This is a genomic window from Micromonospora siamensis, assembly GCF_900090305.1.
GTDB lineage: Bacteria > Actinomycetota > Actinomycetes > Mycobacteriales > Micromonosporaceae > Micromonospora > Micromonospora siamensis.
Map to the genome: position 1 here is coordinate 271631 of NZ_LT607751.1, position 26524 is coordinate 298154.

Annotated in this window: 20 protein-coding genes; 9 read left to right on the top strand and 11 right to left on the bottom strand. The window is 74.2% G+C overall.

Annotation, left to right across the window (positions count from 1 at the left end; all coding sequences use genetic code 11):
* The 4 genes from GA0074704_RS01245 to GA0074704_RS01260 are packed head-to-tail and all read left to right on the top strand — an operon-like array spanning nucleotide 1 to nucleotide 4280.
* The gene (locus tag GA0074704_RS01245; RefSeq protein WP_088968789.1) at nucleotides 1–1968 is read left to right on the top strand and encodes an MraY family glycosyltransferase; all 1968 of its coding nucleotides are present in this window, start codon (nucleotides 1–3) and stop codon (nucleotides 1966–1968) included.
* Entirely contained in the window at nucleotides 1965–2519 is a 555-nt protein-coding gene (locus tag GA0074704_RS01250) for a hypothetical protein (protein WP_088968790.1), read from the top strand. Before GA0074704_RS01245 ends, GA0074704_RS01250 begins: the two co-directional genes overlap by 4 nt.
* Nucleotides 2516–3664, top strand: coding sequence for a M23 family metallopeptidase (locus tag GA0074704_RS01255; protein ID WP_088968791.1), 1149 nt, complete (start codon nucleotides 2516–2518; stop codon nucleotides 3662–3664). The genes GA0074704_RS01250 and GA0074704_RS01255 overlap by 4 nt, the downstream gene beginning before the upstream one ends.
* Nucleotides 3665–3677: 13 nt before the next feature.
* On the top strand, nucleotides 3678–4280 hold the full coding sequence (locus GA0074704_RS01260; protein WP_088968792.1) for a hypothetical protein: 603 nt from the start codon (nucleotides 3678–3680) through the stop codon (nucleotides 4278–4280).
* A 3-nt stretch (nucleotides 4281–4283) separates the two neighbouring features.
* On the opposite strand, the gene GA0074704_RS01265 is transcribed toward GA0074704_RS01260, so the two are convergent.
* Nucleotides 4284–4847: a hypothetical protein gene (locus GA0074704_RS01265; protein WP_088968793.1), complete on the bottom strand. Its 564-nt coding sequence runs from the start codon at nucleotides 4845–4847 to the stop codon at nucleotides 4284–4286.
* A 218-nt stretch (nucleotides 4848–5065) separates the two neighbouring features.
* Between GA0074704_RS01265 and GA0074704_RS01270 the strand changes: the two genes are divergently transcribed.
* Both GA0074704_RS01270 and GA0074704_RS01275 read left to right on the top strand, forming a co-directional pair.
* Nucleotides 5066–7582: an FtsK/SpoIIIE domain-containing protein gene (locus GA0074704_RS01270; RefSeq protein ID WP_172880843.1), complete on the top strand. Its 2517-nt coding sequence runs from the start codon at nucleotides 5066–5068 to the stop codon at nucleotides 7580–7582.
* 55 nt (nucleotides 7583–7637) lie between these two features.
* Nucleotides 7638–8336, top strand: coding sequence for a hypothetical protein (locus GA0074704_RS01275; protein ID WP_088968795.1), 699 nt, complete (start codon nucleotides 7638–7640; stop codon nucleotides 8334–8336).
* A 44-nt stretch (nucleotides 8337–8380) separates the two neighbouring features.
* Here the strand turns inward: GA0074704_RS01275 and folE are convergent, their stop codons facing one another.
* The 5 genes from folE to GA0074704_RS28980 all read right to left on the bottom strand — a co-directional run bounded on the left by folE (nucleotide 8381) and on the right by GA0074704_RS28980 (nucleotide 13297).
* Nucleotides 8381–9043: a GTP cyclohydrolase I FolE gene (gene folE, locus GA0074704_RS01280; protein WP_088968796.1), complete on the bottom strand. Its 663-nt coding sequence runs from the start codon at nucleotides 9041–9043 to the stop codon at nucleotides 8381–8383.
* A 35-nt stretch (nucleotides 9044–9078) separates the two neighbouring features.
* A complete protein-coding gene (ftsH, locus tag GA0074704_RS01285; protein WP_088968797.1) occupies nucleotides 9079–11085 on the bottom strand; it encodes an ATP-dependent zinc metalloprotease FtsH in 2007 nt (668 codons plus the stop codon).
* 456 nt (nucleotides 11086–11541) lie between these two features.
* On the bottom strand, nucleotides 11542–12426 hold the full coding sequence (locus tag GA0074704_RS01290; RefSeq protein WP_157743812.1) for an IS5 family transposase: 885 nt from the start codon (nucleotides 12424–12426) through the stop codon (nucleotides 11542–11544).
* 57 nt (nucleotides 12427–12483) lie between these two features.
* Nucleotides 12484–13059 (bottom strand): hypoxanthine phosphoribosyltransferase, encoded by a 576-nt coding sequence (hpt, locus tag GA0074704_RS01295; RefSeq protein ID WP_088968799.1) that lies wholly within the window; start codon nucleotides 13057–13059, stop codon nucleotides 12484–12486.
* A gap of 100 nt (nucleotides 13060–13159) precedes the next feature.
* Nucleotides 13160–13297, bottom strand: coding sequence for a hypothetical protein (locus GA0074704_RS28980; protein WP_172880333.1), 138 nt, complete (start codon nucleotides 13295–13297; stop codon nucleotides 13160–13162).
* Nucleotides 13298–13448: 151 nt separating this feature from the next.
* Here GA0074704_RS28980 and GA0074704_RS01300 point away from each other — a divergent pair, with 151 nt between their 5' ends.
* Entirely contained in the window at nucleotides 13449–14417 is a 969-nt protein-coding gene (locus GA0074704_RS01300) for a GlxA family transcriptional regulator (protein ID WP_088968800.1), read from the top strand.
* Here GA0074704_RS01300 and GA0074704_RS01305 read toward each other — a convergent pair.
* From GA0074704_RS01305 to dacB, 4 genes are all read right to left on the bottom strand, one after another.
* Entirely contained in the window at nucleotides 14405–16033 is a 1629-nt protein-coding gene (locus GA0074704_RS01305; protein WP_088968801.1) for a gamma-glutamyltransferase family protein, read from the bottom strand. The two genes, GA0074704_RS01300 and GA0074704_RS01305, sit on opposite strands and share 13 nt — an antisense overlap.
* Nucleotides 16034–16362: 329 nt before the next feature.
* Nucleotides 16363–17370 carry a tRNA lysidine(34) synthetase TilS gene (gene tilS, locus GA0074704_RS01310; RefSeq protein WP_088968802.1) on the bottom strand — a complete coding sequence of 336 codons (1008 nt, stop codon included), beginning with the start codon at nucleotides 17368–17370 and terminating at the stop codon, nucleotides 16363–16365.
* A gap of 10 nt (nucleotides 17371–17380) precedes the next feature.
* Nucleotides 17381–18448: a zinc-dependent metalloprotease gene (locus GA0074704_RS01315; RefSeq protein WP_088973369.1), complete on the bottom strand. Its 1068-nt coding sequence runs from the start codon at nucleotides 18446–18448 to the stop codon at nucleotides 17381–17383.
* Between the two features lie 68 nt (nucleotides 18449–18516).
* Nucleotides 18517–19959, bottom strand: coding sequence for a D-alanyl-D-alanine carboxypeptidase/D-alanyl-D-alanine endopeptidase (dacB, locus tag GA0074704_RS01320; protein ID WP_231926859.1), 1443 nt, complete (start codon nucleotides 19957–19959; stop codon nucleotides 18517–18519).
* Between the two features lie 526 nt (nucleotides 19960–20485).
* On the opposite strand from dacB, the gene GA0074704_RS01325 reads away from it, so the two are divergent.
* Nucleotides 20486–20992, top strand: coding sequence for an inorganic diphosphatase (locus GA0074704_RS01325; RefSeq protein WP_088968804.1), 507 nt, complete (start codon nucleotides 20486–20488; stop codon nucleotides 20990–20992).
* Between the two features lie 59 nt (nucleotides 20993–21051).
* Here GA0074704_RS01325 and eccD read toward each other — a convergent pair whose 3' ends face one another.
* Entirely contained in the window at nucleotides 21052–22437 is a 1386-nt protein-coding gene (gene eccD / locus GA0074704_RS01330) for a type VII secretion integral membrane protein EccD (protein ID WP_088968805.1), read from the bottom strand.
* Nucleotides 22438–22539: 102 nt separating this feature from the next.
* On the opposite strand from eccD, the gene eccCa reads away from it, so the two are divergent.
* Nucleotides 22540–26487: a type VII secretion protein EccCa gene (eccCa, locus tag GA0074704_RS01335; RefSeq protein WP_088968806.1), complete on the top strand. Its 3948-nt coding sequence runs from the start codon at nucleotides 22540–22542 to the stop codon at nucleotides 26485–26487.
* Nucleotides 26488–26524: the final 37 nt, after the last annotated feature.

Here is a 26524-nt window from a genome sequence, read left to right on the forward strand (position 1 = left end):
ATGGCGAGGGCCCGGGCACGGATCGCGGCGCTCCTCCTCGCGCTCGGCGTACTCGCCGGGGCCACCATCGGGTGGCCGGTGGTCGGTGGCACACCGGCGTCCGCCGCACCGGCCGCGCCCGTCACCCGGGCCGCCGCCGCTGCCGAACTGTGCAGCACCCAGGAGTGGCAGACCGACTTCCGGGCCTGCGTCGCCAAGCTCAAGGCGGTCAGCGACGACCAGGTCCAGTGCCGCAACGCGCCGACACCGGGCGCGCCGGACTCCGGCCTGGCCGGCTGGTTCGCCTCCCGGCCGGACTCGTCGAAGCTGCCGGGCCCCAAGGGCCTCTACAGCGACTACGGGTACGCCGGGTACAGCTACACCACGTACGACGTCGAGGGCGGGTGCGCCTCCTCCGTCCTGCACCCCGACTACCGCTTCACCACCATGGTGGCCAACGGGGAGTTCATGTTCGCCAACGCCGTGATCGGCGCGTCGAACGCGCTCCGGGAGCGGGCCTGGGATCCCCGCTCGATGTGGGGTTGGGCCGACCCGCTGGTCGAGCAGGCCACCAAGGCCGTGTACCGGAAGGTGTTCAGCGTCTTCGGCATCGTCACGCTCTGCGTGGTGGGTCTCTACCTGCTCTGGCGCTCCCGGCAGTCGGACATGAGCAACGCGATGACCACTGCCGGATGGGCGCTGCTGGTGATGGTGGCGGTGACCGCGCTGGCCGCGTGGCCGGTCAAGTCCGCCAACATCGCCGACGGCACCCTGGTCACGACGCTCGCGGTGGTCCACGACGCGGTCGGCCCCGCGACCCGCGACACACCACCCGGGCAGTGCGACGACCCGAACCCGGAGGCGTGCAAGGATCACCGGCCGCCGGCCGTCCGGGCCAGCGACACCTCCACCGAGACCATGCTCTACCGCAACTGGCTGCGGGGGATCCTCGGCTCGGCGGACAGCGAGACGGCCAAGAAGTACGGCCCCGCGCTGTACGACGCGAAGTCCCTCACCTGGGACGAGGCGGAGTCGATGCGCGCGAATCCCGCCACCCGCAACGTCGTCATCAAGGCTAAGCAGCAGCAGTGGGCCAAGGTCGCCGAGCAGATCAAGTCGGAGGACCCGGAGGCGTACGAGTATCTCCAGGGCGTGCGGGACATGGACCGGGTCGGGGCCGGCTTCATCGCGGTGCTCGCCTCGCTGCTCTTCGCGATGTTCGACCTCACCGCCTCCCTGCTGGTCCTGCTGGGCTTCCTGATCTTCCGGTGGGCGGTGATCGCGGCGCCGATCCTCGGCACGATCGGCCTGATGCGGCCGGCGAGCGCCGGGCTGCGCCGGCTGGGCAACGCCGTCGTCGCCGCCGTCTTCAACATCGCCATCTTCGGCACCGGCGCGGCCATCTACCTCTTCGCGGTCGACCTGATCATGAGTACGCCGACCCTGCCCGGCTGGCTCCAGGTGGTGCTGGTCTGGCTCTGCGGCGTGGTCGGCTGGCTCCTGCTGCGCCCCTACCGGCGCATCACCCAACTCGGCGGCAAGGACAGCAGCGAGGCGGTCAGCTCGGCCGGCTCGTGGCACCGCCGCTTCTTCCGTGACGTGCGGGTGGCCGCGCGGCTGGATGTGGTGGAGCCGGGTGGCACGACCGAACCGGCGATGGGTCGCCGCCGCGGCGTGGTGCCGGAACAGACCAGCCTGCGCCCCGAGGCCCGCCGGGAGGACCCGGTGCACTCGTCGACGCGGCCGGAGCCGACCGGGTCCGCCGAGCGGCAGCGGTCGGACGGGCGGGAGGGCGTCGGCGAGGCACCCGAGGTCGAGCAGCGGCGCCCGGAGCGGCCAATTCCCCCGCAACCCCGCCGCCGGGCCCCGGCCACCTGGACGGAGCCGGACGTGCCGGAGGAGAACACCTCCTTCGCCATCTACCGGCCCGGGTCGGCCGACCGTGAGCCCGCGCAGCCCACCCCCCGGGTGCGGTCCGAGGCACGGTGACGGTCATGCGACGGGCGCTGGAGTTCCTCTTCACCCGGGCACTGCGGTCGAGGATCGGCGTCGCGCTCGGCATCGCGGTGGTGGTCTTCGGGATCATCGGCGCGGCGCGTCTGGTCTCCGGGCCGGACCAGTCGGCGACCGGACTGACCACCCGACCGCGCGAGCCGATCACCACGGTGGACCCGCGCACCGGTGACGACGGCGCGAACCTCACCCCGGAGCCGCCGTCGCCGCGGACCCGGTCCGGGGCGTTGACCCCGGAGCGCACCGCCGAGCGGTTCGCGACGGCCTGGCTGGGCGGTGGCCCCGACGCGAAGCGCTGGCAGGACGCGATGCGTCCCTTCTCGACCCCGACCCTGATCGAGCATCTGCGCGGCGCGGACCCGGCGGGGGTGCCGGCGACGCAGGTCACCGGGAAGCCCACCCTGCAGCCGCGGACCGCGACCATCACCGAGGTCACCCTGCCGCTCGACTTCGGCCGGCTCCGGCTGACCCTCGTCTCGCCCGACGGGCGATGGCTGGTGGACACCGTCGACTGGGAGCGGGAATGACCGACGACGCCGCATCTTCGACGCCCCGCCGTACCCTGCGGCGCGGCGCCGTCGCCACCGCGCTGACCGCACTCCTCGCGCTGCTCTGCTGCGTCGGCGGTGCGGGCGCGTTCCTGCTCACCGAGCTCGGGGACGAGCAGAAGGACGACCCCCGCATCGCCGGGCTCACCTGCGGCACGTCGCACACGGTCAAGGTCGCCGGCATCATGCCCCGCTTCACGAAGTACGGCGACGACCAGATCCGCAACGCCGCGGTCATCATCAAGGTCGGCCAGGACATGAAGGTGCCGGCCCGGGGCTGGGTGATTGCCGTCGCCACCGCCATGCAGGAGTCGGCCCTGCGCAACCTCGGGCACCTCGGGCGGCGCAACGACCACGACTCGGTGGGCCTGTTCCAGCAGCGCCCCAGCCAGGGCTGGGGCACCCCGGCCCAGTTGCAGGACCCGGCGTACGCGGCGGGCAAGTTCTACCAGAAGCTGCTCACCATCCCCGGCTGGGAACGGCTCAGCCTCTGGGAGGCCGCCCAGAAGGTGCAGGTCAGCGCATTCCCCTACGCGTACGCCAAGCACGAGGACCTGGCCGGCCAGATCGTCGACGCGCTGGCCGGCGGGGCCGCCCGCACCGTGCAGTTGGGCGCCAAGGCGGTCTGTGACGTGGCCGCCGGCGCCCGGATCGCCGCCTCCGGCTGGACCGCGCCCCTCCCCGGCGGGGTGGTCTCCGGCTTCCGGACCGCCGAGCGACCGGCGCACAACGGGGTGGACCTCGATGCCGGCAAGGACACCCCGATCCACGCCGCCGCCAGCGGCCGGGTCCTAGTCGCCCGCTGCGACCCCGACCACAGCGGGCGACGCGACTGCGGACGGGACGGCTACCCCGGCAAGGGCGGCTGCGGGTGGTTCGTCGATATCCTGCACGCCGGGGGCTACATCACCCGCTACTGCCACATGATCCGGCAGCCGTTGGTGAAGCCGGGCCAGCTGGTGACCGTCGGCCAGGAGATCGGCCGCAGCGGCAGCAGCGGCAACTCCTCCGGCCCGCACCTGCACTTCGAGGTCCACGTCGACGGCGACCGGTCGAAGGCCGGGGCGATCAACCCGGTGCCGTTCATGCGCGAGCGGGGCGCCCCGGTGGACCGGAAGGCATGAGGTCGCCCAGCAGATGACCGGGCCCCTCCCCGACCCCTTCGCCGGCCAGCCCGACTGGGCGCCGCTGCCACCCCGGCCCGTCGAGATCGTGCCGGCGACCGGCCGGGTCGAGCTGCGCGGCCGGCGGGTCCTGGTCGGCCTGCCTGGGCTCGGCTGGCGCGGCGACCTGCGCGCCGACGACCGGGTGGTGCAGAACAGCCGCACCTACGTGCCGGTCATCCCGGAGCACGAGTGGTACCGGGCCGAGGCCGAGCAGGTGGAGGTCTTCGCCCCGCTCGTGCCGGTCGAACGGGTGTGGGTGGAGACGATCGGCGAACGGTCGCCCGTCACCGGCACGGCACCCGCCGCAGGTTCACGGTTGGTCTCCCTGGACCAGCCCTCGCACCGCGCACCCACGCCGGTCTTCGAGGCCGACGCGGTGAGCGGACGCCGGGTCGTGCACGTCGTCGACGCGGTCGAGCATCGCGACCTGCGAGCCGTCACCGAGACCTACTCCGGGGCGGAGGGCGATATCTGCGTCCGCGTCACATCGGAGCTCGACTGGTACCGCTGGGCCTGGCGCGGCCAGCCGCCCACCACCCTGGAGGTCCCGGTGCATCTACTCTGGATCGAATAGTGCCTATACCTGCGGGTGCGCCCCACACAGCCGCCATTCGTCCTCTTCTTTGACCACGTCAAAGGTCCAGTCCTCGCGCCGGCTGCTGCGTGGCTGCCCGTCAGCGAAACCTGCGATGGTCAGTGTTGTGGCCACGCTCTCGCCGTCCTCGGTCTTGGTACTGACGAGTGGACCCCAGTTGATGCGGACCACGACCTTGAACTTGGCCTCCCGCTGCTCGACCTCATGGCGAAGGTCCTCGACGGCAGCGAGATCGGCTTTGGCGTCGCAAACGAACTGCGCGGCCTTGGTGTCGTTTTTGTCGATGAGAAACGCCTGGATGTAGCTAGCCACGACGACATCCGGGGCGCTGCGATCCGGTGCCGTAGCCCGGTCGTACAGGACGAAGGCGGTCACCGCGCCACCGACCAGCAGCAACGCCAGCACCCCCGCGACCACCACCAGGACGGTACGCAGCCGGCGGGGCGGCCGGCCGGGCGCCGGCGCGGGGGCCGGCGGCGCGAACTGGTCCGGCGAGGTCCGTTGCGCCGGTACTCGGGACACCTGGGAACCGGCGGGGGGCTGCACTGATTCCACCCCCTGAGGCTATCGGCCGGAAGCCGCGTACCCAATGCCCCGGATCGGCCGATCGTGGCGACCCGCCGGGGCGACACCCCGGGCGGACGGTGAGTCGGGCCACTGCGGTGGGTAAAGACCGGCGCAGCGCCGACCGACATCCGTCGGGACCTGCCCCGGCTGGGATACGGTCACTGCTCGGGGAGCAGATGTCGGCCTCGGGAAGAGAGGTGGACGCGGTGGCCAGTCCGAAGGCGCGAGCCGGCCGGTCCGCCGCCCTGCACCGGCGGGCCGCGGCGACCGCGGCGGCCGCCGCCGGCATCCTCGACGAGATCCGCCCCGCTCCCGCAGACCATCATCGACAGTACGAGCTGGCGGAGCGGCTGCGGACGGCGGCGGCGCTGGCCGCTCCCGGCTGGTCCGGCGAACCGCTGGAGAGCCTGACCGCGACCACCCCACCGGCGGACACCCCGCCGCAGTTCGTCCGGGTGGGCACCGCCGCGCCGCTCGACGACGCCCGGTTCCCGGCGCTGGTGCCGCTGGTGGGCACCGGCCACCTCAGTGTCGACGGGGACGCCACCGAGCCGCGGGTGGCCGGGTTGCTCCGCGCGGTGCTGCTGCGGCTGCTGGCCGGCACGCCGGCCGGCGGGCTGCTGGTGCGGGCGGTGGACGCCGCCGGCGACACCTTCGCCGGGTTCGCGCCGCTGGCCGACGCGGGTCTGCTGCCGCCGCCGGCGGTCGACGTGGCCGGGCTGCGGGCGGTGCTCGACGAGGCCGAGCAGTGGGTCGGCGCGGGCGCCACCCGGCAGCGCCGGCACGACCGTACGCTGCTGCTGGTGGTGGCCGAACTGCCGGCCGGAACGGGGTCGAGCGACCTGGACCGGCTGGCGGAACTGGCCGCCCAGGGCCACCGGGCGGGCTTGCACCTGGTGCTGGCCGGCTGGCCGACCCGACGGGATCCGCTGCCCCGGGCCACCCCGCTGGCGGTACGCAACGCGTACGCGCTGGTCGGGGATCCACCGGAGGCGGCGTTGAGCTCGCCCGGGTCGGCGTCCCCCGGCGGCCTGAACTCGCCGGTCTTCGTGGACGCGGATCCTCCGGCCGAGCTGGTGACGGCGGTGTGCCGCCGGCTGGCCCGGCAGATCGAGGACGGTTCCCGGCTCGCCCTGGCCGACCTGCTGCCGGCCGGGGAGCTGTGGGAGTCGACCTCCGCCGACGGTCTGAGCACGATGGTGGGTGACGCCGCCGGCCGGCCGGTGAGCGTCGGGTTCACCGAGCTGACGCCGCACTGGCTGGTCAGCGGGCGGTCCGGGGCGGGGCGGTCGGCGTTCCTGACCAACGTGCTGTTCGGCCTGAGCGCCCGGTACGGCCCCGACGAGCTGGCCCTCTACCTGGCGGACCTGGGCGAGGGTGAGTCGTTCGCCGAGTTCCTGCAGACCGAGCGGGACCGGTCGTGGGTGCCGCAGGTGCGGGCCGCGGGAATGGCCGCCGACCGGGAGTACGTGGCAGACCTCCTCGGTGAGCTGGAGGCGGAGCTGCACCACCGGGAGGAGGCGGGTCGCCGGGCCGGCGGGCAGCGCTATCCGGAGCTGCGGCAGCACCAGGCTCTGCCCCGGATCGTCTGCGTGATCGACAACTTCCCCCTGCTGCTGCGCGAGCGGGACCGGCTGGCTGCGGAGACGCTGGCCCGGTTGGACGCGCTGGCGCGCGGCGGGCGGGCGTACGGCATCCACCTGGTCCTGGCCGGCGAGGGTGACCTGGGCATCGGTGGCCCGCGCCACCCGCTGCTCGGCCAGTTCCCGGTGCGGGTGGCGCTGCCCGGCGGGTCGGCGGTGCTGGAGCCGGCGAACGACGCGGCGGCCGGGCTGCCGGTGGGCAGCGCGGTGGTGAACACCGCCGGCGGGCTGGGCGGCCCGCGGGGCGCGACCCGGGGACACGAGCGGATGATCCGCTTCCCGGATCCGCACGAGGATCCGGACAAGCTGGCCGCGTTGCGGCAGCGGCTCTGGTCGGCCCGCCCCGAGGACGCCACCCCGCCGCTGGTCTTCGCCGGGTACGCCCGGCCTCTGCTGGCGAACGACCCCCGCTTCCGGGCGGCGACGGCGGGTCGGGCGCACGGGCCGGCCGCGTTGCTCGGCCGGGCGGTGGACGTCCGCCGCAGCACGGTGACGGTGCCGCTCGGGCCGGCGGCGGGACGGAACCTGGCGGTCCTCGGTCGCGACGACGAGGCGCGACGGCTGCTGGTCACCGCCGCCCGGAGCGTGGCCGCGCACCATCCGGAAGCCCGGTTCGTGTTGGCTCCGCTGGTCGAGGGTTCGGTGGACGCGGCGGACGAGTTGGCCGGCGCGCTGGCCGGGCACCCCGTGGAGACGGTGGACGCGGCCGGCCTGCGGGCGGCGATGGCGGCGGGCGAGCCCGGCTACCTGGTGGTGTTCGGGCTGGACGCGGTGGCCGAGGCGGACCTGCCCGGCGAGCAGTTGCGGTCGGTGCTGCTCGACGGCCCGGCCGCGGGGCTGCACCTGTTGGGCTGGTGGCGGTCCGCGGCCCCGCTGACCACGCTGCTCGGCCCGGCCGGTGAGGTGGACAAGCTGACCGCCGTGGTGGTGACGGACCTGCCGGGTGCCCGGTTGGAGCAGCTCTTCGACCGGCCGGTGCTGTGGCGTCCCCGGCCCGGCCGGGCGATTCTCTGGGACGGTCCCGGCGAGCGGGGGGCCGTGCTGGCGCCCTTCGGGGAGGCGGACCAGTGAGCGCGAGGAGTGAGCCGGGTCTGCGAGCCCCGCAGTCGCGAACAGAGGTGGACCAGTGACCGGCGTCGACACCGGGACCGCCGTGCCGGCCCCCCGCCCGGCCGCCGACGGCGATCCGGCGGGGGCGGCCTGGGCGGACTACGTGGCGGCGGCCCGCCAGCTGGACGGGGTACGGCGGACTGCGGCGACCGCCGCCGGTGAGCAGGCGCGCGCGGTGCAGGCCGCCCGCGAGGAGCTGTCCGAGGTACACGCGCGGCTGGCGCCGCAGCAGGCGCGGCTGCGGGAGCTGGGCGTACCCGCGATCTCGCTGGTGCCGTCGCCGCCGGAGCTGACCGAGGCGGCCCGGTCGATGGCGGGTGGGCCGACGGCGGTGCTGGCGGCCCTGCGCGCGGCCCGGGGCTGGGCGGACGCCGCGGACGGGGTGCTGGAGGCGCGGAGCCGGCTGCGACCGACGTCGTGGCCGGTCGGGCCGCGCAACCTGCTGGTGTACGGGCCGCTGGCGCTGCTCGTCCCGGTGCTCCAGGTGATCCTGTTCGTGGCCACCGGCACCGGTGCGGCGAGCATCGCCGCGCTGGCCTGCGGACTGCCGATGCCGGCGGTGGCGTTCATGCTGGGCTGGTTGGGCATCGGGCGGCTCTTCCCGGCCGGACCGGACGGCGGGGTCGAGCGGACGCCCCGCTTCGGAGCGCTGGTCTGCCTGGTGCCGGCGGTGCTGGCCACCGCCGGGATCGTGCTGGCCATGCTGGCCGGCTGAGGCCGGTCACCGGCCGACGCGTCAGCCGGCCGGATCTGCCCCGCTCAGCGGTGCAGGATCAGCGACATCGCCTCGGCGCGGGACTTGGCGTCCTCCTGGTGGATGCCGCGTACGGCGGAGGTGATGGTCTTCGCGCCGGACTTCTGGATGCCGCGCATCGCCATGCACATGTGCTCGCACTCCAGTACCACGATGACGCCGGCCGGGGCCAGCCTGGTCATCAGCAGGTCGGCGATCTGGGAGGTGAGCCGCTCCTGGACCTGGGGCCGGCGGGCGAAGACCTCGACCAGCCGGGCCAGCTTGGACAGGCCGGTGATCCGACCGTCCGGGCCCGGGATGTAGCCGATGTGCGCGCTGCCCCGGAACGGGAGGAGGTGGTGCTCGCAGAGGCTCATCACGTCGATGTCGCGGACGAGGACGAGCTCCTGGTGATTGGCCTCGAAGGTGGTGCTGAGCACCTGCGCGGGGTCGACCCGCAGGCCGGCGAAGAGTTCCGCGTACGCGCGGGCGACCCGGGCCGGGGTCTGCTGGAGGCCGTCCCGGTCGGGGTCCTCGCCGACGGCGACGAGGATCTCCCGGACCGCCTTCTCGATCCGGGCGAGGTCCATGGTGTCCTCGACCGGCCGGCCGGTGAGCTTGCCGCTGATCAGTCGGGCGGCGACGTAGTCGAGCGCCTCGTCCCCGGGCTCGGTGGACGAGGCGGCCAGCCCCGATCGCTCGGGGCTGGCCGCGTTGTCGCTGTTCAGTGGAGACCGTCCGAGTTGTTCGAGGCGCCTCCGACGGAGATGCCGTCGGCCGTGGCCTGCGCCCTGAGCTTCTCCTGCTCGGCCGGGGTGAGCACGGGCGGCTCGGTGGAGGGCATCCGCTTGCCGAAGCCGTTGTACGGGGCCATCGGCGGGCGCTTGACCACCCGAGCGGCGATCCGAGCCATGTCGGCGGTGGAGAGCGTCTCCTTCTCCATCAGCTCCAGGACCATGTTGTCCAGGACGTCCCGGTATTCCACCAGGATCTCCCAGGCCTCGTCGTGGGCCAGCTCGATCAGGGCCCGCATCTCGCCGTCGATCTCGGCGGCCACCGCGTCGGAGTAGTCCCGCTCGTGGCCCATGTTGCGGCCGAGGAACGGTTCGTCTCCGCTGGTGCCGTACTTGATCGCGCCGAGCTTGGAGCTCATGCCGTACTGCGTGATCATCGCGCGGGCCAGCTGGGTGGCCTTCTCGATGTCGTTGCCGGCTCCCGTGGTGGGCTCGTGGAAGACCAGTTCCTCGGCGGCCCGGCCGCCCAGCGCGTACGCCAGGGTGTCGATCATCTCGGCGCGGGTCTGGGTGTACTTGTCCTCCGTGGGGAGCACCAGGGTGTGCCCCAGCGACCGGCCACGGGACAGGATCGTCACCTTGTGCACCGGCGCCGCGTGCGGCAGCGCCCAGGCGACCAGCGCGTGCCCACCCTCGTGGTACGCGGTGATCTTCTTCTCCTGGTCGCTCATCACCCGGGTCCGGCGCTGCGGGCCGGCGATCACCCGGTCGATCGACTCCTCGAGCGAGTCGTTGGTGATCGCCCGCTGGTCCTTGCGGGCGGTGAGCAGAGCCGACTCGTTGATCACGTTGGCCAGGTCGGCGCCGCTGAAGCCGGGGGTCCGCCGGGCCACCGAGTCGAGGTCGACGTCGGGGGTGAACGGCTTGCCCTTGGCGTGCACCCGCAGGATCGCCTTGCGGCCCTCCATGTCGGGGGCGTCGACCGGGATCTGCCGGTCGAAGCGGCCCGGGCGCAGCAGCGCCGGGTCGAGGATGTCCGGCCGGTTGGTGGCGGCGATCAGGATGACGCCGCCCTTGGTGTCGAAGCCGTCCATCTCGACGAGCAGCTGGTTGAGGGTCTGCTCGCGCTCGTCGTGACCGCCGCCCATGCCGGCGCCGCGGTGGCGGCCGACGGCGTCGATCTCGTCGACGAAGACGATCGCCGGGGCGTTCGCCTTGGCCTGCTCGAAGAGGTCGCGGACCCGGCTGGCGCCGACACCGACGAACATCTCGACGAAGTCGGAGCCGGAGATGGAGTAGAACGGCACCCCGGCCTCGCCGGCGACGGCCCGGGCGAGCAGCGTCTTACCCGTTCCGGGCGGGCCGAAGAGCAGCACGCCCTTCGGGATCTTGGCGCCCAGGGCCTGGTACTTCGCCGGGTTCTGGAGGAAGTCCTTGATCTCGTGGAGTTCCTCGACGGCCTCCTCGGCCCCGGCCACGTCCGCGAAGGTGGTCTTCGGCGTGTCCTTGGTGATCATCTTCGCCTTGGACTTGCCGAAGTTGAGCACCCGGGAGCCGCCGCCCTGCATCTGCGACATGAAGAACAGCAGCAGGAGCACCAGCAGCGCGATGGGCAGCAGGTTGACCAGCAGGCTCACCCAGATGCTGTCCGAGGAGACCTTGGTGTCGGCCGGACCCGTGATCCGGTTGGCCGACTTGGCCTCCAGGACCTCGTTCCAGACCTGGCCGCCCACCTCGTACGGGAACTGGGCCTCGATCCGGTCGGTGTTGGTGTCACCGAACTTGGCCTTGTCCTTCAGGTCGATCTGGAGCGTCTGCTCCTTGTCCTGGAAGACGACCTTTTCGATGCCACCCTTGTTGAGCTGGTCCAGCGCGACGGACGTGTCCACCCGGTGGTAGCTGGGTCCAGCGGTGAACAGCTGACTGAGCACAACGGCGCCGAGGATGACCAGGATGATCCAGACCACCGGTCGGCGGAAGAAACGCGTACGTTCCATGCTGTCGTCGAGCGCCGAGACGCCCGCATCCTCCTGATCGACGTCCTGACCGACTGAATGGTGTCGCCGCCGTGGGCGGCGGCCGCAGCCGCCGTGCGGGCCGGCTCGACCCCCGAGGCGCGAAACTGCCGCGCCGCGGTCATTCGACGGTACACCGTCAGTGCCGGATGTGAGCTTGCGAGCCCGGCACTTACGCGTACGGCGAACCCGGGTTTGGGCCGGCGTGACGCGAAGTCCGCGCCCGTCCTCAGGACCGCCCGGTCACGCGGCTCGAGGGGTCGGGCGTGGAGAGTGCCTCCACGTCACCGACCCATACCGTAGTCCGTTCAGCTGAGAGCCCGCTGAACGTCCGCTTGACGAGACCGGCACCGACGGCGGATCCGGCGGCCCGGCCCGCTCGGGCGCGGGCGTGGATCTCGCGGGCCGCGCCTCAGAGAGTGTTGGGTAACCCAGTGACTACTTCGGGTTGAGTTCGTCGTCGAGGCGTCGAGCTGCTTCGGTCTCGATCGGGCCTTGCGGTTCGATGTCCTCGCCGGCGAGGCGGGCGGCCATCAGGCGGATCATGGCGACTTTGATCATCGCTTCGGCGTGCGCGGGCTTGCGTTCGTAGTCGCGGGCCAACCGTCTGCACCGTCCCAACCAGGCAAAGGTCCGTTCCACCACCCACCTGCGGGGTAGCACCTGGAAGCCTTTCACGTCGGCGTTGCGGGCCACGATCTGCAGGTCGAGTCCGGCGTGGGTGCGGGCCCACGCCAGCAGGCCTTTGTCGACCTGGTTGACGTAGCCGGCGTCGGCCCAGACCAGACCCAGCAGCGGGAACGTCTCGGTGATCCTCGCCAGGACCAGCTTGGCGCCGGCACGCTCCTGGATCGACGCGGAATGCACCACGGCCTTGAGCAGCAGCCCGCACGTGTCGACCAGGACATGCCGCTTACGGCCCCGCGTGCGTTTGCCGGCGTCGTAGCCGATCGCCTCACCGCCCTGATGACTGTGCGCGGTCTGCGAATCGAGGACCGCCGCCGACGGCTGCGGATCACGTCCCTCGGCCACTCGCACCGCGTCGCGCAGCAGGTCGTGAACCCGATCCCACGTGCCGTCGGCGCTCCAGCACCGGAACCACCGGTAGGCCACGTCCCACGGCACGAGGTCATGGGGCACATGCCGCCACGCCGTACCAGTGCGCAACACGTACAGGATCGTGTCAATGACCAGCCGACGTGGATACCGCAACGGCCGACCACCCCGCCGCGGATCCCGCACCGGCAGCAACGGCTTGATGACCGCCCACTGCCCATCCGTCAACGACGACTCGTAGGCCGGTTTACAGACACAGCGACACAGAAGTGATCTTCCCCGACACGGTCAACGAAGATCACGTCCAGGTATCACAACACTCTCTCAGGCGCGGGCGTAGACCTCGGGCTTCAGGACGCCCACGAAGGGCACCTCGCGGTAGCGCTCGCCGAAGTCGAGGCCGTAGCCGACGACGAACTCGGTGGGGATGTCGAAGCCGACGTACTTGACCGGGACCGGCACCTTGACCGCGTCCGGCTTGCGGAACAGGGCCACCACCTCGACGCTGGCCGCCGAGCGGGACTCCAGGTAGCGCAGCAGCCAGGAGAGGGTGAGACCGGAGTCGACGATGTCCTCGACGACCACGACGTGCCGGCCGGCGATGTCCCGGTCCAGGTCCTTGAGGATCCGGACCACGCCCGAGGAGGTGGTGCCCTGGCCGTACGAGGAGACGGCCATGAACTCCAGCTCGGCGGGGGGACCCTGCCGGCCCAGCGCCCGGGCGAAGTCGGCCATGAACATGACCGCGCCCTTGAGGACGCAGACGAGCAGCAGCCCGTCCTCGACGTGCGCGTAGTCCGCGGAGACCTGCTTGGCGAGCTCCGCTGTCTTCTCGCGGATCTGCGCCTCGGAGATGATCACGTGGTCGATGTCGGCGTCGTACCAGGAGCCGTCAGCCATGACTCCTAGCCTGCCGTACGCCCGGCGGCCTCCGTCGGCGGGGCCGCCGGTTTCGCCACGACCCCGCCGGGATTTTTCACCGCGTACGGCGCAAATCACCTCAGCAGGGGCGGGACTGCCAACGGCGGCCGTCGGCCGTCGGCTTCCAGTCGGCCGAGTCGCGGCTGTCCGTGGTGAGGCCGGCGGCCGATGCGACGGCCAGCGCGAGGAGCAGGAGGAGGAGCAGAAGGAAGGTCATGGCGGCGCTCGCTTTCGCGTGGTTATAGGTGGTTTTCGCCGCCGGTGCGCACCGGACTGCACCCAGTCTGCGCCCCACCCACCACGACGGACAGCGGCAGAAAAGACACTGACCATCGATATCCTGCCACCGCTTCGGTTACCCTCGTCACATGCTCCGATCGGTGGCCGTCCTCGCGCTCGACCGGGTCGCCGCGTTCGAGCTGGGCGTGCTCGCCGAGGTCTTCGGCACCGACCGCACCGCCGACGGCTTCCCCGGCTACCGCTTCGCGGTGTGCACCCCCGACGGCGGCCCGGTCCGCACCGCCTCCGGCTTCCAGCTCGTCCCGCACGCCGACCTCGCCCCGATCGAGGAGGCCGACCTGGTGGCCGTCCCCGCCCACGGCGACGGCTGTGCCCTCCCCGAGCCGGCGCTCGCCGCCCTCCGGCGGGCCGCCGAGCGGGGCGCCTGGCTGCTCAGCGTCTGCGCCGGCGCGTTCGTGCTCGGCGCGGCCGGGGTGCTCGACGACCGGGACTGCACCACCCACTGGCGGTACGTCGACGAGCTGCAACGACGCCATCCACGCGCCCGGGTCAGCTGCAACTCGCTCTACGTCCAGGACGGCCGGCTGCTCACCAGCGCCGGCACCGCCGCCGGCATCGACGCCTGCCTGCACCTGGTCCGCCAGGAACACGGCTCGGCGGTCGCCACCCGGCTGGCCCGCCGGATGGTCGTCCCGCCGCACCGCGACGGCGGCCAGGCCCAGTACGTCGAGGCGCCCATCCCGCGCGCACCCGAGGCGCCCACCCTGGAACCGGTGCTGGAGTGGCTGATGGGTCACCTGGACCGACCGGTCACCGTGGAAGACCTGGCCGGCCGGGCCGGCATGGCCCCGCGTACCTTCGCCCGCCGGTTCCGCGCCGAGACCGGCACCACCCCGCACGACTGGGTGACCAGCCAGCGGGTGCTGCTGGCCCGGCGGCTGCTGGAGGAGACCGCGCTGAGCGTGGAGGAGGTCGCCGGCCGGGCCGGTTTCGGCGACGCCGCCGGGCTGCGGCACCACTTCACCCGACGGGTCGGCACCACCCCGCACAGCTACCGGGCCACCTTCCGGGCCCGGATCGCGGCTCACCAGCCGTAGCCACCGCCGTCGACCCGGGGCTCCGAGCCCACCGCGTACCCGCCGCCGGGCAGCCGCAGGATCGCCTGGCCGTACCCGAAGACCGTCGGCTCGACCGCGACGGTCACCTCGTGCCCGCGGGACCGCAGCCCGGCGACCAGGTCGCCGTCCAGCTCCGGCTCGACCAGCAGCGACCGACCGGCGTGCCAGTACCAGCGCGGCGCGTCCAGCGCCGCCTGCGGATCGCGACCGGCGTCCAGCAGCGCGGAGACGAACTGCACGTGCCCCTGCGGCTGCATGTGGCCGCCCATCACCCCGAACGGCCCCACCGGCGCACCGTCCCGGGTCAGGAAACCCGGGATGATGGTGTGGAACGGGCGCTTCGCCGGTCCCACCGCGTTCGGGTGGGTCGGGTCGAGCCGGAAGCCCAGACCCCGGTTCTGCAGGGCGAAGCCGTGCCCGGGAAGCACCACCCGGGACCCGAAGGCCAGGTAGGTGGACTGGATCAGGCTGACCATCATGCCCGCCGAGTCGGCCGTGCAGAGGTAGACGGTGCCGCCGCGCTCCGGGTCACCGGCTGCCGGCGTACCCGCCCGGTCGGTCACCAGGGCTCGCCGCGCCGCCGCGTACCCGGGGTCGAGCAGGGCAGCCGTCGGGACCGCCACCCGCTCCGGGTCGGCGACGTACGCGTGCGCGTCGGCGAAGCCGAGCTTCACCGCCTCGACCTGCCAGTGCAGCCGCGACACCGGATCGAGCGCCGCGAGGTCCACCCCGTCGAGCACGTTCAGGGCGAGCAGCGCGGCCAGCCCCTGGCCGTTCGGCGGCAGCTCCCACACCTGGTGGTCCCGGTAGGTGGCGGCCACCGGGTCCACCCAGGTCGAGGCGTGCGCCGCGAGGTCGTCGCCGGTGAGCAGCCCGCCGGTCCGGGCGGCGTGGGCGTCCAGCGCCGCCGCGATCCGCCCCCGGTAGAAGTCCGCCGCGCCGGTGACGGCGATCCGGCGCAGGGTCTCCGCCGCATCCGGGTTGCGCCACCGCTCGCCGGGCCGGGGCGCCCGACCGTCGACGGTGAACACCCGGCGGAACTCGGCGAACTCCTCCCCCGCCGGGTCGGCGGGCCCGGCCAGGGCCCGCGCCCAGGTGGCCGCCACCCCGGGGGAGACCGGGTGCCCGTGCTCGGCGTACCCGATCGCGTCGGCGAAGAGGTCCGCGAAGGGCAACGAGCCGAACCGGTCGTGCAGGTCCCGCCAGCCGGCCGGCGCGCCCGGCACGGTCACCGGCAGCCAGCCCCGGGCCGGCATCGCCGGCCCGTGCGACTGGGCGCCACCGAGCGCCTCGGCCGGCGCGGTCTCCCGCCGCTCCGACGCGGCGAGCACCAGCTCCCGGGTCAGCCCGGCCGGCGACCGCCCGGAGGCGTTCAGGCCGTGCAGCCGGTCACCGTCCCAGACGATCGCGAACAGGTCGCCGCCGATGTCGTTCGACGGCGGTTGCAGCACGGTCAACGCGATCGCGGTGGCCAGCGCCGCGTCGACGGCGTTGCCGCCGCGCCGCAGCACGGCCAGGCCGGTGGCCGCGGCGAGCGGATGGCTGGTCGCCACCGCGCCGTGGGGGGCGAAGAGCGGCATCCGGGGGTACGCCATCCGCCATGTCTACCGCGTCCCGCGGCTCCCGGTCGATCCCCGCCCGGCCACGCGCCGCCCGAGCACGCGCCGTCCGCCCGAGCACGTCGCCCGTCGCCCGTCGGAATCAAGATGCGGATCGAGCGTGATGACTCAGAGGTATGAACATGCCTCTCAGTCATCACGCTCATGCGGAGATATGCCGCCTGGTCCCTCTCGGTGCGCCGGCCGGCGATGAGGGATGCACTGGCCGGTCAGCCCCGTCCGCCCCCTCGGCCCCGGCGGACCACGACGAGGAGAGGCGCCGCCCGGTCCGCCCCGGCGGACCACGACGAGGAGGCGCCGCCAGGTCAGGCTCGATCCGTCCCGGTGCCCGGTCCGAGGGCGACGAGCCGGTTCGCGCGGCGCGCAACGAGCAGGCCGCCGGGCAGGTGCGCCGGTCCCTGTCCGTGCCACGCCGTCACCAGCGCGTCCAACGCCAGCACGTGCCCGTGCGCCAGGGCGGCCGGCGGCGCGCCCAGCTCCCGCGCCCAGGCGTGCAGCACGCGGCTGCGTACCGCCGGTGGCAGGTCGGTCAGGGCCGGCACCGCGAGCCCGTCCGCGACCCGGGCGGCGGCCAGCGCCGCGACCGCCAGGTCGTCGAGCGCGGCGGCGTCCTCGGCGACCAGCCGGGCCGTCCGGGCCAGGTTGGCCACCACTCCGGGGCCGAGCACCCGGACCAGCTCCGGCAGCAGGTCGTGCCGGACCCGGGCGCGGGCGTACGCCGGGTCGGTGTTGTGCGGGTCGTCCCAGGGCGTCAGGCCCAGCGCGACGCAGGCCGCGCGGGTCTGCTCCCGGCCGACGTCCAGCAGCGGGCGCAGCAGCGGCACCCCGGCCAGCTCCCGCCGCTCGGGCATCCCGGCCAGCCCGCGTGGGCCGGCACCTCGGGCCAATGCCAGCAGCACCGTCTCGGCCTGGTCGTCGCGGGTATGACCGGTGAGCAGCGCGACCGCCCGGTGCTCCCGGGCGCAGTCCACCAGCGCCTGGTAACGGGCCTCGCGGGCGGCCGCCTCCGGGCCACCCGGCCGGCCGGCGACGGTCACCCCCACCGCCTGCGCCGGATGCAGCCCGGCGTCGGCCGCCCACTTCGCCACCTCGGCGGCGCGGTCAGCCGAACCGGGCTGCAACCCGTGGTCGACGCTCACCAGCCCGGGACGCAGCCCCAGCCGGGGCGCCACGAAGGCGGTCGCGGCGGCCAGCGCCATCGAGTCCGCCCCTCCGGAGCAGGCGACCAGCACGGTGCCGCCGGATGGCAGCCCGGTCAGCGCACGGCGGACTGCGGCCCGGACCTCGGCAACCGACGGGGCGAGGGCGGCCACGGTGGACGGCTCAGTCGGCGACCGGGACGCCGCCGGCCGGCCCGTGCACGCGGGCCACCCAGGCGTCCGGGTCGCCCAGCTCCTCGATCCGCGGCAGGGTCAGCGGCGAGCTGAAGATCTTGTTGAAGCCGGCCATCCCGACCCGCTCGACCACCCCGTGGACGAACTTGCGGCCCTCGGCGTACTGGCGCATCTTGACCTCGACACCGAGCAGCCGGCGGATCGCCTTCTCCAGCGGGTTGCCGGACTCGCGGCGCCGGTTGAACGCGGCACGGATCGACTCGACGCTGGGAATCACCTGCGGGCCGACGCCGTCCATCACGAACTCGGCGTGCCCCTCCAGCAGGGTCATCAGGGCGGTGAGCCGGTCCAGCACGGCCCGCTGGGCAGGCGTCTGGACGATGTCCAGGACGCTGCTGCGACTCTCCGGGTCCTTCACCGCGTCGGAGAGCGTCGCCACTCCCCGGCGCAGTCGTTCCAGCAGGTGCTCGCTGTTCTGCGAGGCGTCGACGAAGGCCTGCACCTCGCCGAGGAAGTACGCCCGCATCCACGGCACCGAGGTGAACTGGGTCCGGTGGGTCACCTCGTGCAGGCAGACCCAGAGCCGGAAGTCCCTCGGGTCGGCGCCGAGCTTCCGCTCCACCTCGACGATGTTCGGGGCGACCAGCAGCAGCTGGCCGGGGTCGCCGGAGAAGACCTCGTACTGGCCGAGGACCCGGCCGGAGAGGTACGCCAGGACGGTGCCGGCCTGGACCCCGGTGAGCCGGGAGCCGATCGCCTCGGTCAACGGGCCGGGCTGCTTGTCCTTGGAGAGCCGGCTGACCAGCGGGGTGACCACCTCGCGCAGGCCGGCGATGTTCACCGCCGCCCAGTCCCTCCGGTCCACCACCTTCACCGGCGGATGGGCCACCTGCGAACGCAGCCCGGTGTAGTCGGCCACGTGCCCGGCCGCCTCCTCGGTCAGCCGACGCAGGTCGGCGACCACGTCGGTGGCCTCGGCGTACGACACGCGGGGGCCCGACTTGCTCAACGCCCCCGCCGTAGCGGCTGCCAGATCCCAGTCCACGAACTGCGCCATCACCCCACCGTACCCGGGCCGGAACACCCCGAACCGTCGTCGACCGGGCACCGCCGGGGGCGCGGCGGTCAGCGGCAGCCGCAGACGGCCAGGGCGGAGGTGATCCGGTCGAGGGCCCGGCGGGTGCCGTCCATCGAGTCCGCCGGCGCCTGGTCGGTGAGCACGGCGAAGGTGAGCAGCCGCCCGTCGGCGGTGGTGACCAGGCCGGCGATCGCGTGCACCCCGGTCAGCGTGCCGGTCTTGGCCCGGACCACGCCCGCGCCGGCCTTCGTGCCCGCCGCCTGGTACCGCTCGTCCAGCGTGCCGGACCAGGCCGCCACCGGCAGGCCGCCGAAGATCGCGCCCAGCTCCGGGTGCTCGCCGTTGCCGGCAATGGTGAGCAGGTCGGTCAGCAGGGACGGGCTGATCCGGTTGTTCCGGGACAGGCCGCTGCCGTCGGCGAGGTCCAGCTCGTCGGCGGGCAGGCCCAGCTCGCCCGCCACGACGTCCATCGCCTTCCCGGCCCCGACGAACGAGGCCGGCTGCTTGCGGGCCAGCGCCACCTGCCGGGCCAGCGCCTCGGCGATCACGTTGTCGCTGTAACTGATCATGATGTCGACCAGCCGGATGACCGGCAGCGACTGGACCTTGCCCAGCTCGGTGCCGGGTGCCGGGGCTCCGGCGGCCGGACTGGCCGGGCTGGCCGGGGCGGCGGGTGCCTTGCCGGTGCGTACCGCCGACTCGGGCAGCCCGAGCAGCCGGGCGAAGGCGCGCCCGGCGAAGAGGTCCGGCTCGGCGGTCCGCTCGGCGGCGTGGTTGGTCTCCTCGAAGGTCCGCCGGGCCTTCTCCGGCTCGCTGCGGGCGCCGTCGGTCATCAGCGCGGAGATCCGCGCCCCGAACCCACCGACCGGGATGTCGTCGTCCCAGCCCGCCGCCACCCGCGGGCCCGGGAAGAGCGTCGCGTCGACCGTCACCTTCGTCGGGGCGGCGCCACCGAGCGCCACCTTGACCTGCCGGGCCAGGTCGTCCAGGCGGGCCGCGCCCGGATAGAACCCCTTGCCGTCCACGGCCAGCGTCGGATCGCCGCCGCCGACGATCACCACCTCGCCGGGGGCCGCGCCGGCCACCGCCCGGGTGGGGATCCGGTAGCCGGGCCCCCGGGCCTCCAGCACGGTCACCGCGGTCACCAGCTTGGTCACCGAGGCGGGCACGGTCGGCGCGTCGGCGCCCTTGGCGTACAGCGACGTGCCGGTCGCCACGTCGGCCACCGAGACGTTCACCCGGCTGCCGAGCTCCGGCTGGCCGACCAGCGGGGCCAGGGCGGCGCGTACCCCGTCGGGGGTGGGTTCGGGCGCGTTCGGGTCCAGGGCGGCGAGGACCGCCTGCGGGTCCGGTTCGGGGGGCAGGGCGCTGGCCGTGGGCTTCGGCTCGTCCTCGCCCAGCCAGCCTGCGACCGGCCCCGGGCGGGCCACGAAGACACCGACCCCGGCGAGCACCAGCAGCAGGACCGTGGCGAGCACGGCGAAGGGCAGGACGCGACGCCGTCGGGCCGGCGGAGGGACCGGTGGGCCCGGGCGTGGGCCGAGCGCCGTGCCGCTCGCGGCGGGCCGGCCGGCCGTCGGGCGGGTCGGCGGGTCGAGCCGCGGTGACCGCTCGGCACGGGTGCCGTAGACCCCGCCGGCGGCGGCACGATCGGTGTACGGCTGGTCGACACCCGGGCCCGGCACCGCGCTGTACGGGTGGTTCGGGCCCGGCACCGCGCTGTACGGATGGTTCGGGCCCGGATCGGGGTGCCCCTCGGGCGGGACGGCACGCGCGCTGCCGTACACCCCGCCGGATCCGGATCCACCGAACCGCCGCCCGTCAACCCCGTCCGGGCGGTAGTGTGAATCTTCCCTCCCCACGACCCCCTCCTCCCCCGCCGAAAAGCGCCCTGGGTGACACTACTTCCGTCCGAACACTATGCGGCGGCCGGATCCGGTGGGTGACCATTCACCCGTCCGGGACGGCGCCACTGGTTTCCGTTAGCCAGCGTGGGCAAACGAGGGAGCGTGGAAGATGGATTTCGACGTCACGGTTGAGATCCCCAAGGGTCACCGGAACAAGTACGAGGTGGACCACGCGACCGGCCGGATCCGGCTGGACCGCACCCTCTTCACCTCCACGCAGTACCCCGCCGACTACGGCTTCATCGAGGGCACCCTGGGCGAGGACGGCGACCCGCTGGACGCCCTGGTGCTGGTCCCCGAGCCGACCTTCCCGGGCTGCCTGATCCGCTGCCGCACCATCGGCATGTTCCGGATGACGGACGAGAAGGGCGGCGACGACAAGGTCCTCTGCGTTCCCTACGAGGACCCGCGGCAGGAGCACCTGCGCGACATCCACCACCTCGGCGAGTTCGACCGGCTGGAGATCCAGCACTTCTTCGAGGTCTACAAGGACCTGGAGCCGGGCAAGTCGGTCGAGGGCGCCACCTGGGTGGGCCGGGTCGAGGCCGAGGCCGAGATCGTCGCCTCGTACCAGCGGGCCAAGGACGCCGAGGCGCGCGGCGAGACCGCGCACTGAGCTGACGTCGACGGGCCCGGGGCCGCTCCACACGAGCGACCCCGGGCCCTTTCGTCGGTTCAACCGAGCAGCCCGCGGGCCCGGTCGTAGAGGTCCAGCACCGCGCAGGCCACCGGCACGACGGAGACCACCAGCGCGGTGTCCGCCAGGTCGGCCAGCCGCCCGACGTACGGCGACACCGGCCGCCGGGCGTACGTGGTGCCGGCCGCCACGGTGGCCAGGGCCGCCAGCAGCCCACCGGCGGCGAGGACGAGCCGCCCGGCCGGGTCCGAGCCGGTGGCGAGCACCGCCCCGAGCACGGCGAACCCGGCCAGCCCGGCGGTCACCGGTGGCACCCGGTGCCGCAGCGCCACGAAGAGCCGGGAGCGCAGCAGCAGCACCGCCGAGCCGACGGCGACCAGCAGCCGACCGGCGACGCCCCCCGCGACACTCAGCACCGCCGCCGCGGCGACCGCGAGCACGGCGTGCCCGAGCAGCATCCCGGTCAGCATCTCCTCGGTCCGGGCGACGGCGGCGTGCACCCGCCCCCGGTCGGGCAGGTCGGCGGCCGGCCCGCCGTCCGGCAGGGTCACCGGGGGCAGCGGCACCTTCCCCAGCCGGATGGCCAGCAGCGGCATCGCCCCGAGCGCGAAGACCAGGACGCAGAGCAGCACCGCCGCCACCCCCGCCGGATCGCCGACCAGCCCGCCGGCCGCGGTGAGCGCCCCGGCCAGGCCGGCCGTCGCGCCGGCCACGAAGATCCGTACCCGGCTGGCCACCCCGACCAGCCCGAGCACCGCGACCAGCAGCAGCGCCACCGAGCCGGTGAGCAGCTCGGGCGCGCCCAGCCAGGGCAGCGCGCCGAGCGGGCCGACCCGGTCCCCGGAGCCGACCGCGAGGGCGCCGGCCGCCGCGGCCCACGGCAGGGCGTACCCGCCCAGGGTGGCGCCGGCCGGGCCGTCGCCGTACGCCCGGGAGGCGGCCGTGCCGGCGAGGGTGAGCAGCACCGCCACCACGCCCGCGACGGGCGCCGCGGCGGCCTGCCGGGGCCCGGCGGCGAGCACGGCGGCCAGCCCGACGGCCAGCGGCACGGCCGCGCCGGCCAGGGTGGCCGCCCGGGTGGCCGCCGCCGACCAGGCGCTGCCCCGGCGGCGGGCGCCGTCGGCGATCGCCTCGACCACGTCGTCGTACTCCAGCTCCGGCCACTGCGCGCGGGCCGGCACCAGGTGCAGCACCTCGCCGTCGCGGACCCCCTGCGGGAGGAGCGCCTGGGCGGCGGCCAGCACCTCGCCGTCGGCCCGGCGCAGCACCCACCCGCCGTGCCGTTCGCCGTCGTCGGCGAGGCCCTCCCCGGCGTGCCGCAGCACCTCCGGCAGCAGCTCGGCCAGAGGTGTCTGCTCCGGCAGGGCCACGTCCACCCGCCGCTGGGGCGCGCTGATCGTGACCCGGGCCAGCCCGGTCGTCATCAACCTGCCTGCCTCTCGAATGTGGACGGTGGGTGCACGGACGACAGGACTTTACCTACCATGAGCCAGGCTCGGGTTACCGAGCGCTACCCGGGAGGTCTCGTGTCCACCGTCGTCATCAAGCGCCCGCCGCGCCGGCCGGCGCCGGAGATCCCGGTCGGCGAGCTGCCCGTGGAGGCGCCACCGGAGATCCCGGTGGTCGCCGGCGGCCGGTGGCAGCAGGCGCTGATGGTGCTGCCCATGCTGGGTGGCACGGTCGCCATGGCGATGATGTTCGGCCGGGGCGGGGGCGCCTACTCGTACCTGGTGGGCGGCATGTTCGGCCTCTCCTCGGTGGCGATGCTGGTGACCTCGTGGGGCAGCGCCTCGGGCACGCCGCGCAAGTCGGAGATGATGGCGGCCCGCCGGGAGTACCTGCGCCACCTCACCGCGCTGCGCCGCCGGGTCCGGCAGACCGCCGGGCAGCAGCGGGCCGGGCTCTACTACCGGCACCCCGACCCGGGGCGGCTCTGGTCCACGGTCGCCAGCCACCGGGTGTGGGAACGCCGGCCCGACGACCCCGACTTCGCGGTGGTCCGGGTGGGCGTCGGCCCGCAGACCCTGGCCACCCCGCTGATCCCCCCGGTCACCCGGCCGTTGGAGGAGCTGGAGCCGATGACCGCGGGGGCGCTGCGCCGCTTCCTCGACGCGTACTCGGTGGTGCCGGAGCTGCCGGTCGCGCTGTCGCTGCGCAGCTTCGCCCGGGTCTTCGTCTCCGGTGGCCGGCCGGCGGCCGGCGGCTCCGAGCCCGCCCAGGCGCTGGCCCGGGCGATGCTCACCCAGCTGGCCGTCTTCCACGCCCCCGACGAGCTGCTGGTCGCGGTCTGCGCCGGGCCGGAACGGCGGTCGGTCTGGGAGTGGGTGAAGTGGCTGCCGCACGCCCACCACCCCACCCGCACCGACGCCCTCGGCCCGGTCCGGCTGGTCACCAGCTCGGGCGTGGAGCTGGAACGCCTCCTCGACGACGTGCTCGCCACCCGGTCCCGGTTCAGCCCGGCCGGCCCGGCCACCGACGGGCCGCACGTGGTGGTGGTGCTCGACGGTGGCGACCTGACCGGCGCGACCGACCTCACCGGCGACGGCGGCATCGACGCGGTCACCGTGATCGACCTGGACACCCCGCCGCCCCGGCTGCTCGACCGGTACGCCCTGCTGCTGGAGCTGCGCGGCGACCGGCTGCACTCGACCTCCGCCGACGGGCACGCCGAGGTGGGCACCGCCGACCGGCTCGACCCGGTCGAGGCGGAGGCGGTGGCCCGCCGGCTCGCGCCGCTGCGGCTGGCGAACGCCGTACGCGCCGGTGACGCCCCGCCCGGCGCCGAGCTGGGCCTGCCCGAACTGCTCGGCACCGGCGACCCGGAGAGCTTCACCGCCGAGCAGGGCTGGCGACCCCGCTCGGCCCGGGACCGGCTGCGGGTGCCGATCGGGGTGGGCGCCGACGGCGGCGCCATCGAGCTGGACCTCAAGGAGTCCGCGCAGGACGGCATGGGCCCGCACGGCCTGCTGATCGGCGCGACCGGCTCCGGCAAGTCCGAGCTGCTGCGCACCCTGGTCCTCGGCCTGGCCGCCACGCACAGCTCCGAGCAGCTCAACTTCGTCCTGGTCGACTTCAAGGGCGGGGCGACCTTCGCCAGCTTCGACCGGCTGCCGCACACCGCCGCGGTGATCACCAACCTGGCCGACGCGCTGCCGCTGGTGGACCGGATGGTCGACGCGATCAACGGCGAGCTGGTCCGCCGCCAGGAGCTGCTGCGCCGGGCCGGGAACTTCGCCAGCCTGCGGGACTACGAGCGGGCCCGGGCCGCCGGCAGCCCGCTCGCCCCGCTGCCGTCGCTGCTGTTGGTCTGCGACGAGTTCTCCGAGCTGCTGACCGCCAAGCCGGACTTCATCGAGCTCTTCGTCCAGATCGGCCGGCTCGGGCGGTCCCTGGGCGTGCACCTGCTGCTGGCCAGCCAGCGCCTGGAAGAGGGGCGGCTCCGGGGACTCGACACCCACCTGTCGTACCGGATCGGGTTGCGGACCTTCTCCGCGCTGGAGTCGCGCACCGTGCTCGGCGTGCCCGACGCGTACGAGCTGCCCCGCTCGCCCGGGCACGGCTACCTGCGCTTCGGCACCGAGCCGCTGGTCCGGTTCAAGGCCGCGTACGTCTCCGGGCCGGTCCGCCGGCCGGGGGGCGCCGGCACCGGCCCGGCCGGTACGCCCCGACTGCTCGCCTTCTCCACCCACTTCGTCCCGCCGCCGGAGCCGGCCGGGCCGGCCGAGCTGACCGTGGCCGCCACCGACGCGGAGAGCCTGCTGGACATGCTCGTCGACCGGCTGGCCGGGCAGGGGCCGCCCGCGCACCAGGTCTGGCTGCCGCCGCTCGGCCCGGCGCCGGCCCTGGACGAGCTGCTCGGCCCGGTGTCCGCCGACCCGATCCGGGGGCTGACGGTGGGCAACCCGGAGCTGCACGGCGCCCTCCAGCTGCCGGTGGCCCTGGTCGACAAGCCGTACGAGCAGCGCCGGGACCTGCTCTGGCTGGCCCTGGACGGCGCGGCGGGGCACGTCGCCGTGGTGGGGGCGCCGCAACGTGGCAAGTCCACCCTGCTGCGCACCCTGATCTGCGCGCTGGCGCTGACCCACACCCCCGTCGAGGCGCAGGTGTACTGCCTGGACTTCGGCGGCGGCGGGCTGGGTGCGCTGCGCGACCTGCCGCACGTGGGCGGGGTGACCGGGCGGGCCGATCCGACCTCGGTACGCCGTACCGTCGGGGAGGTGGCGACGGTGCTCGCCGAGCGGGAGCGCCGCTTCGCGGAGCTGGGCGTGGAGTCGATGGCGGCCTGGCGGCAGCGGCGGGCGGCGCTGGCCGCGGCGGGGCAGCCGACCGTCGACGCGTACGGGGACGTCTTCCTGGTGGTGGACGGCTGGCCCACCCTGCGCAACGAGTACGACGACCTGGAACCGCTGATCACCGACCTGGCCACCCGCGGCCTGTCGTACGGGGTGCACGTGGTGGCCAGCGCGGTGCGTTGGACGGACTTCCGTCCGGGCATCCGGGACCTGTTCGGGTCCCGGGTCGAGCTGCGGCTCGGCGACCCCTCGGACTCGATGGTCAACCGGCAGGTGGCGGTGAACGTCCCGGACGCGCCGGGCCGCGGCGTGACCGCCGAGAAGCTGCACTTCCTGACCGCGCTGCCGCAGGCGGTCGGGCTGGGTGGGGAGACGGCCGGGCTGGTCAAGGCGGTGACGGCGGCCTGGTCCGGTCCGGTCGCGCCGCCGGTGCGGCTGCTGCCGCCGGTGCTGCCCTACGCCGAGCTGGACCTGTCGGCGGCGACCGGGCTGCGGCTGCCGGTCGGGGTCGCCGAGGCGGACCTGCGCCCGGTGCTGCTGGACTTCGCGACCGAGCCGCACTTCGTGGTCTTCGGCGACGCGGAGTGCGGCAAGTCGTCCTTCCTGCGGGCGCTGGCCACCTCGATCGCCACCCGGTTCGCCCCGGAACAGGCCCGGATGATCGTGGTGGACTACCGGCGCAGCATGATGGAGCTGCAGGACCTGCCGCACGTGATCGGCTACGGCAGCGCGGCGGCGCACACCACCGACGTGGTCGAGTCGGCGGCCGGCTACCTCCAGCGCCGGATCGCCGGGCCGGAGGTCACCCCGGCCCAGCTGCGCGAGCGGTCCTGGTGGTCCGGTCCGGAGCTGTTCGTGCTGGTCGACGACTACGACCTGGTCGCCAGCGGCCCGGCGAACCCGCTGCGCGCGTTGGAGGAGTTCCTGCCCCAGGCCCGGGACGTGGGCCTGCACCTGGTGCTGGCCCGCCGGGCCGGCGGCGCGGGCCGCGCCCAGTACGAGCCGATCGTGCAGCGGCTGCGGGAGCTGGCCACCGCCGGGCTGGTGATGGACGGCAGCCCGGACGAGGGGCAACTGGTCGGCTCGGTCCGCCCCGGTCCGCTGCCGCCGGGCCGCGGCCGGCTGGTCACCCGGCGGGAGGGGGTACGCCTCGTCCAGCTGGCCCATCTGCCACCGCCGTGACGGTCTTCCGGGATTCGCCCGTACGGGCCCGGAAACC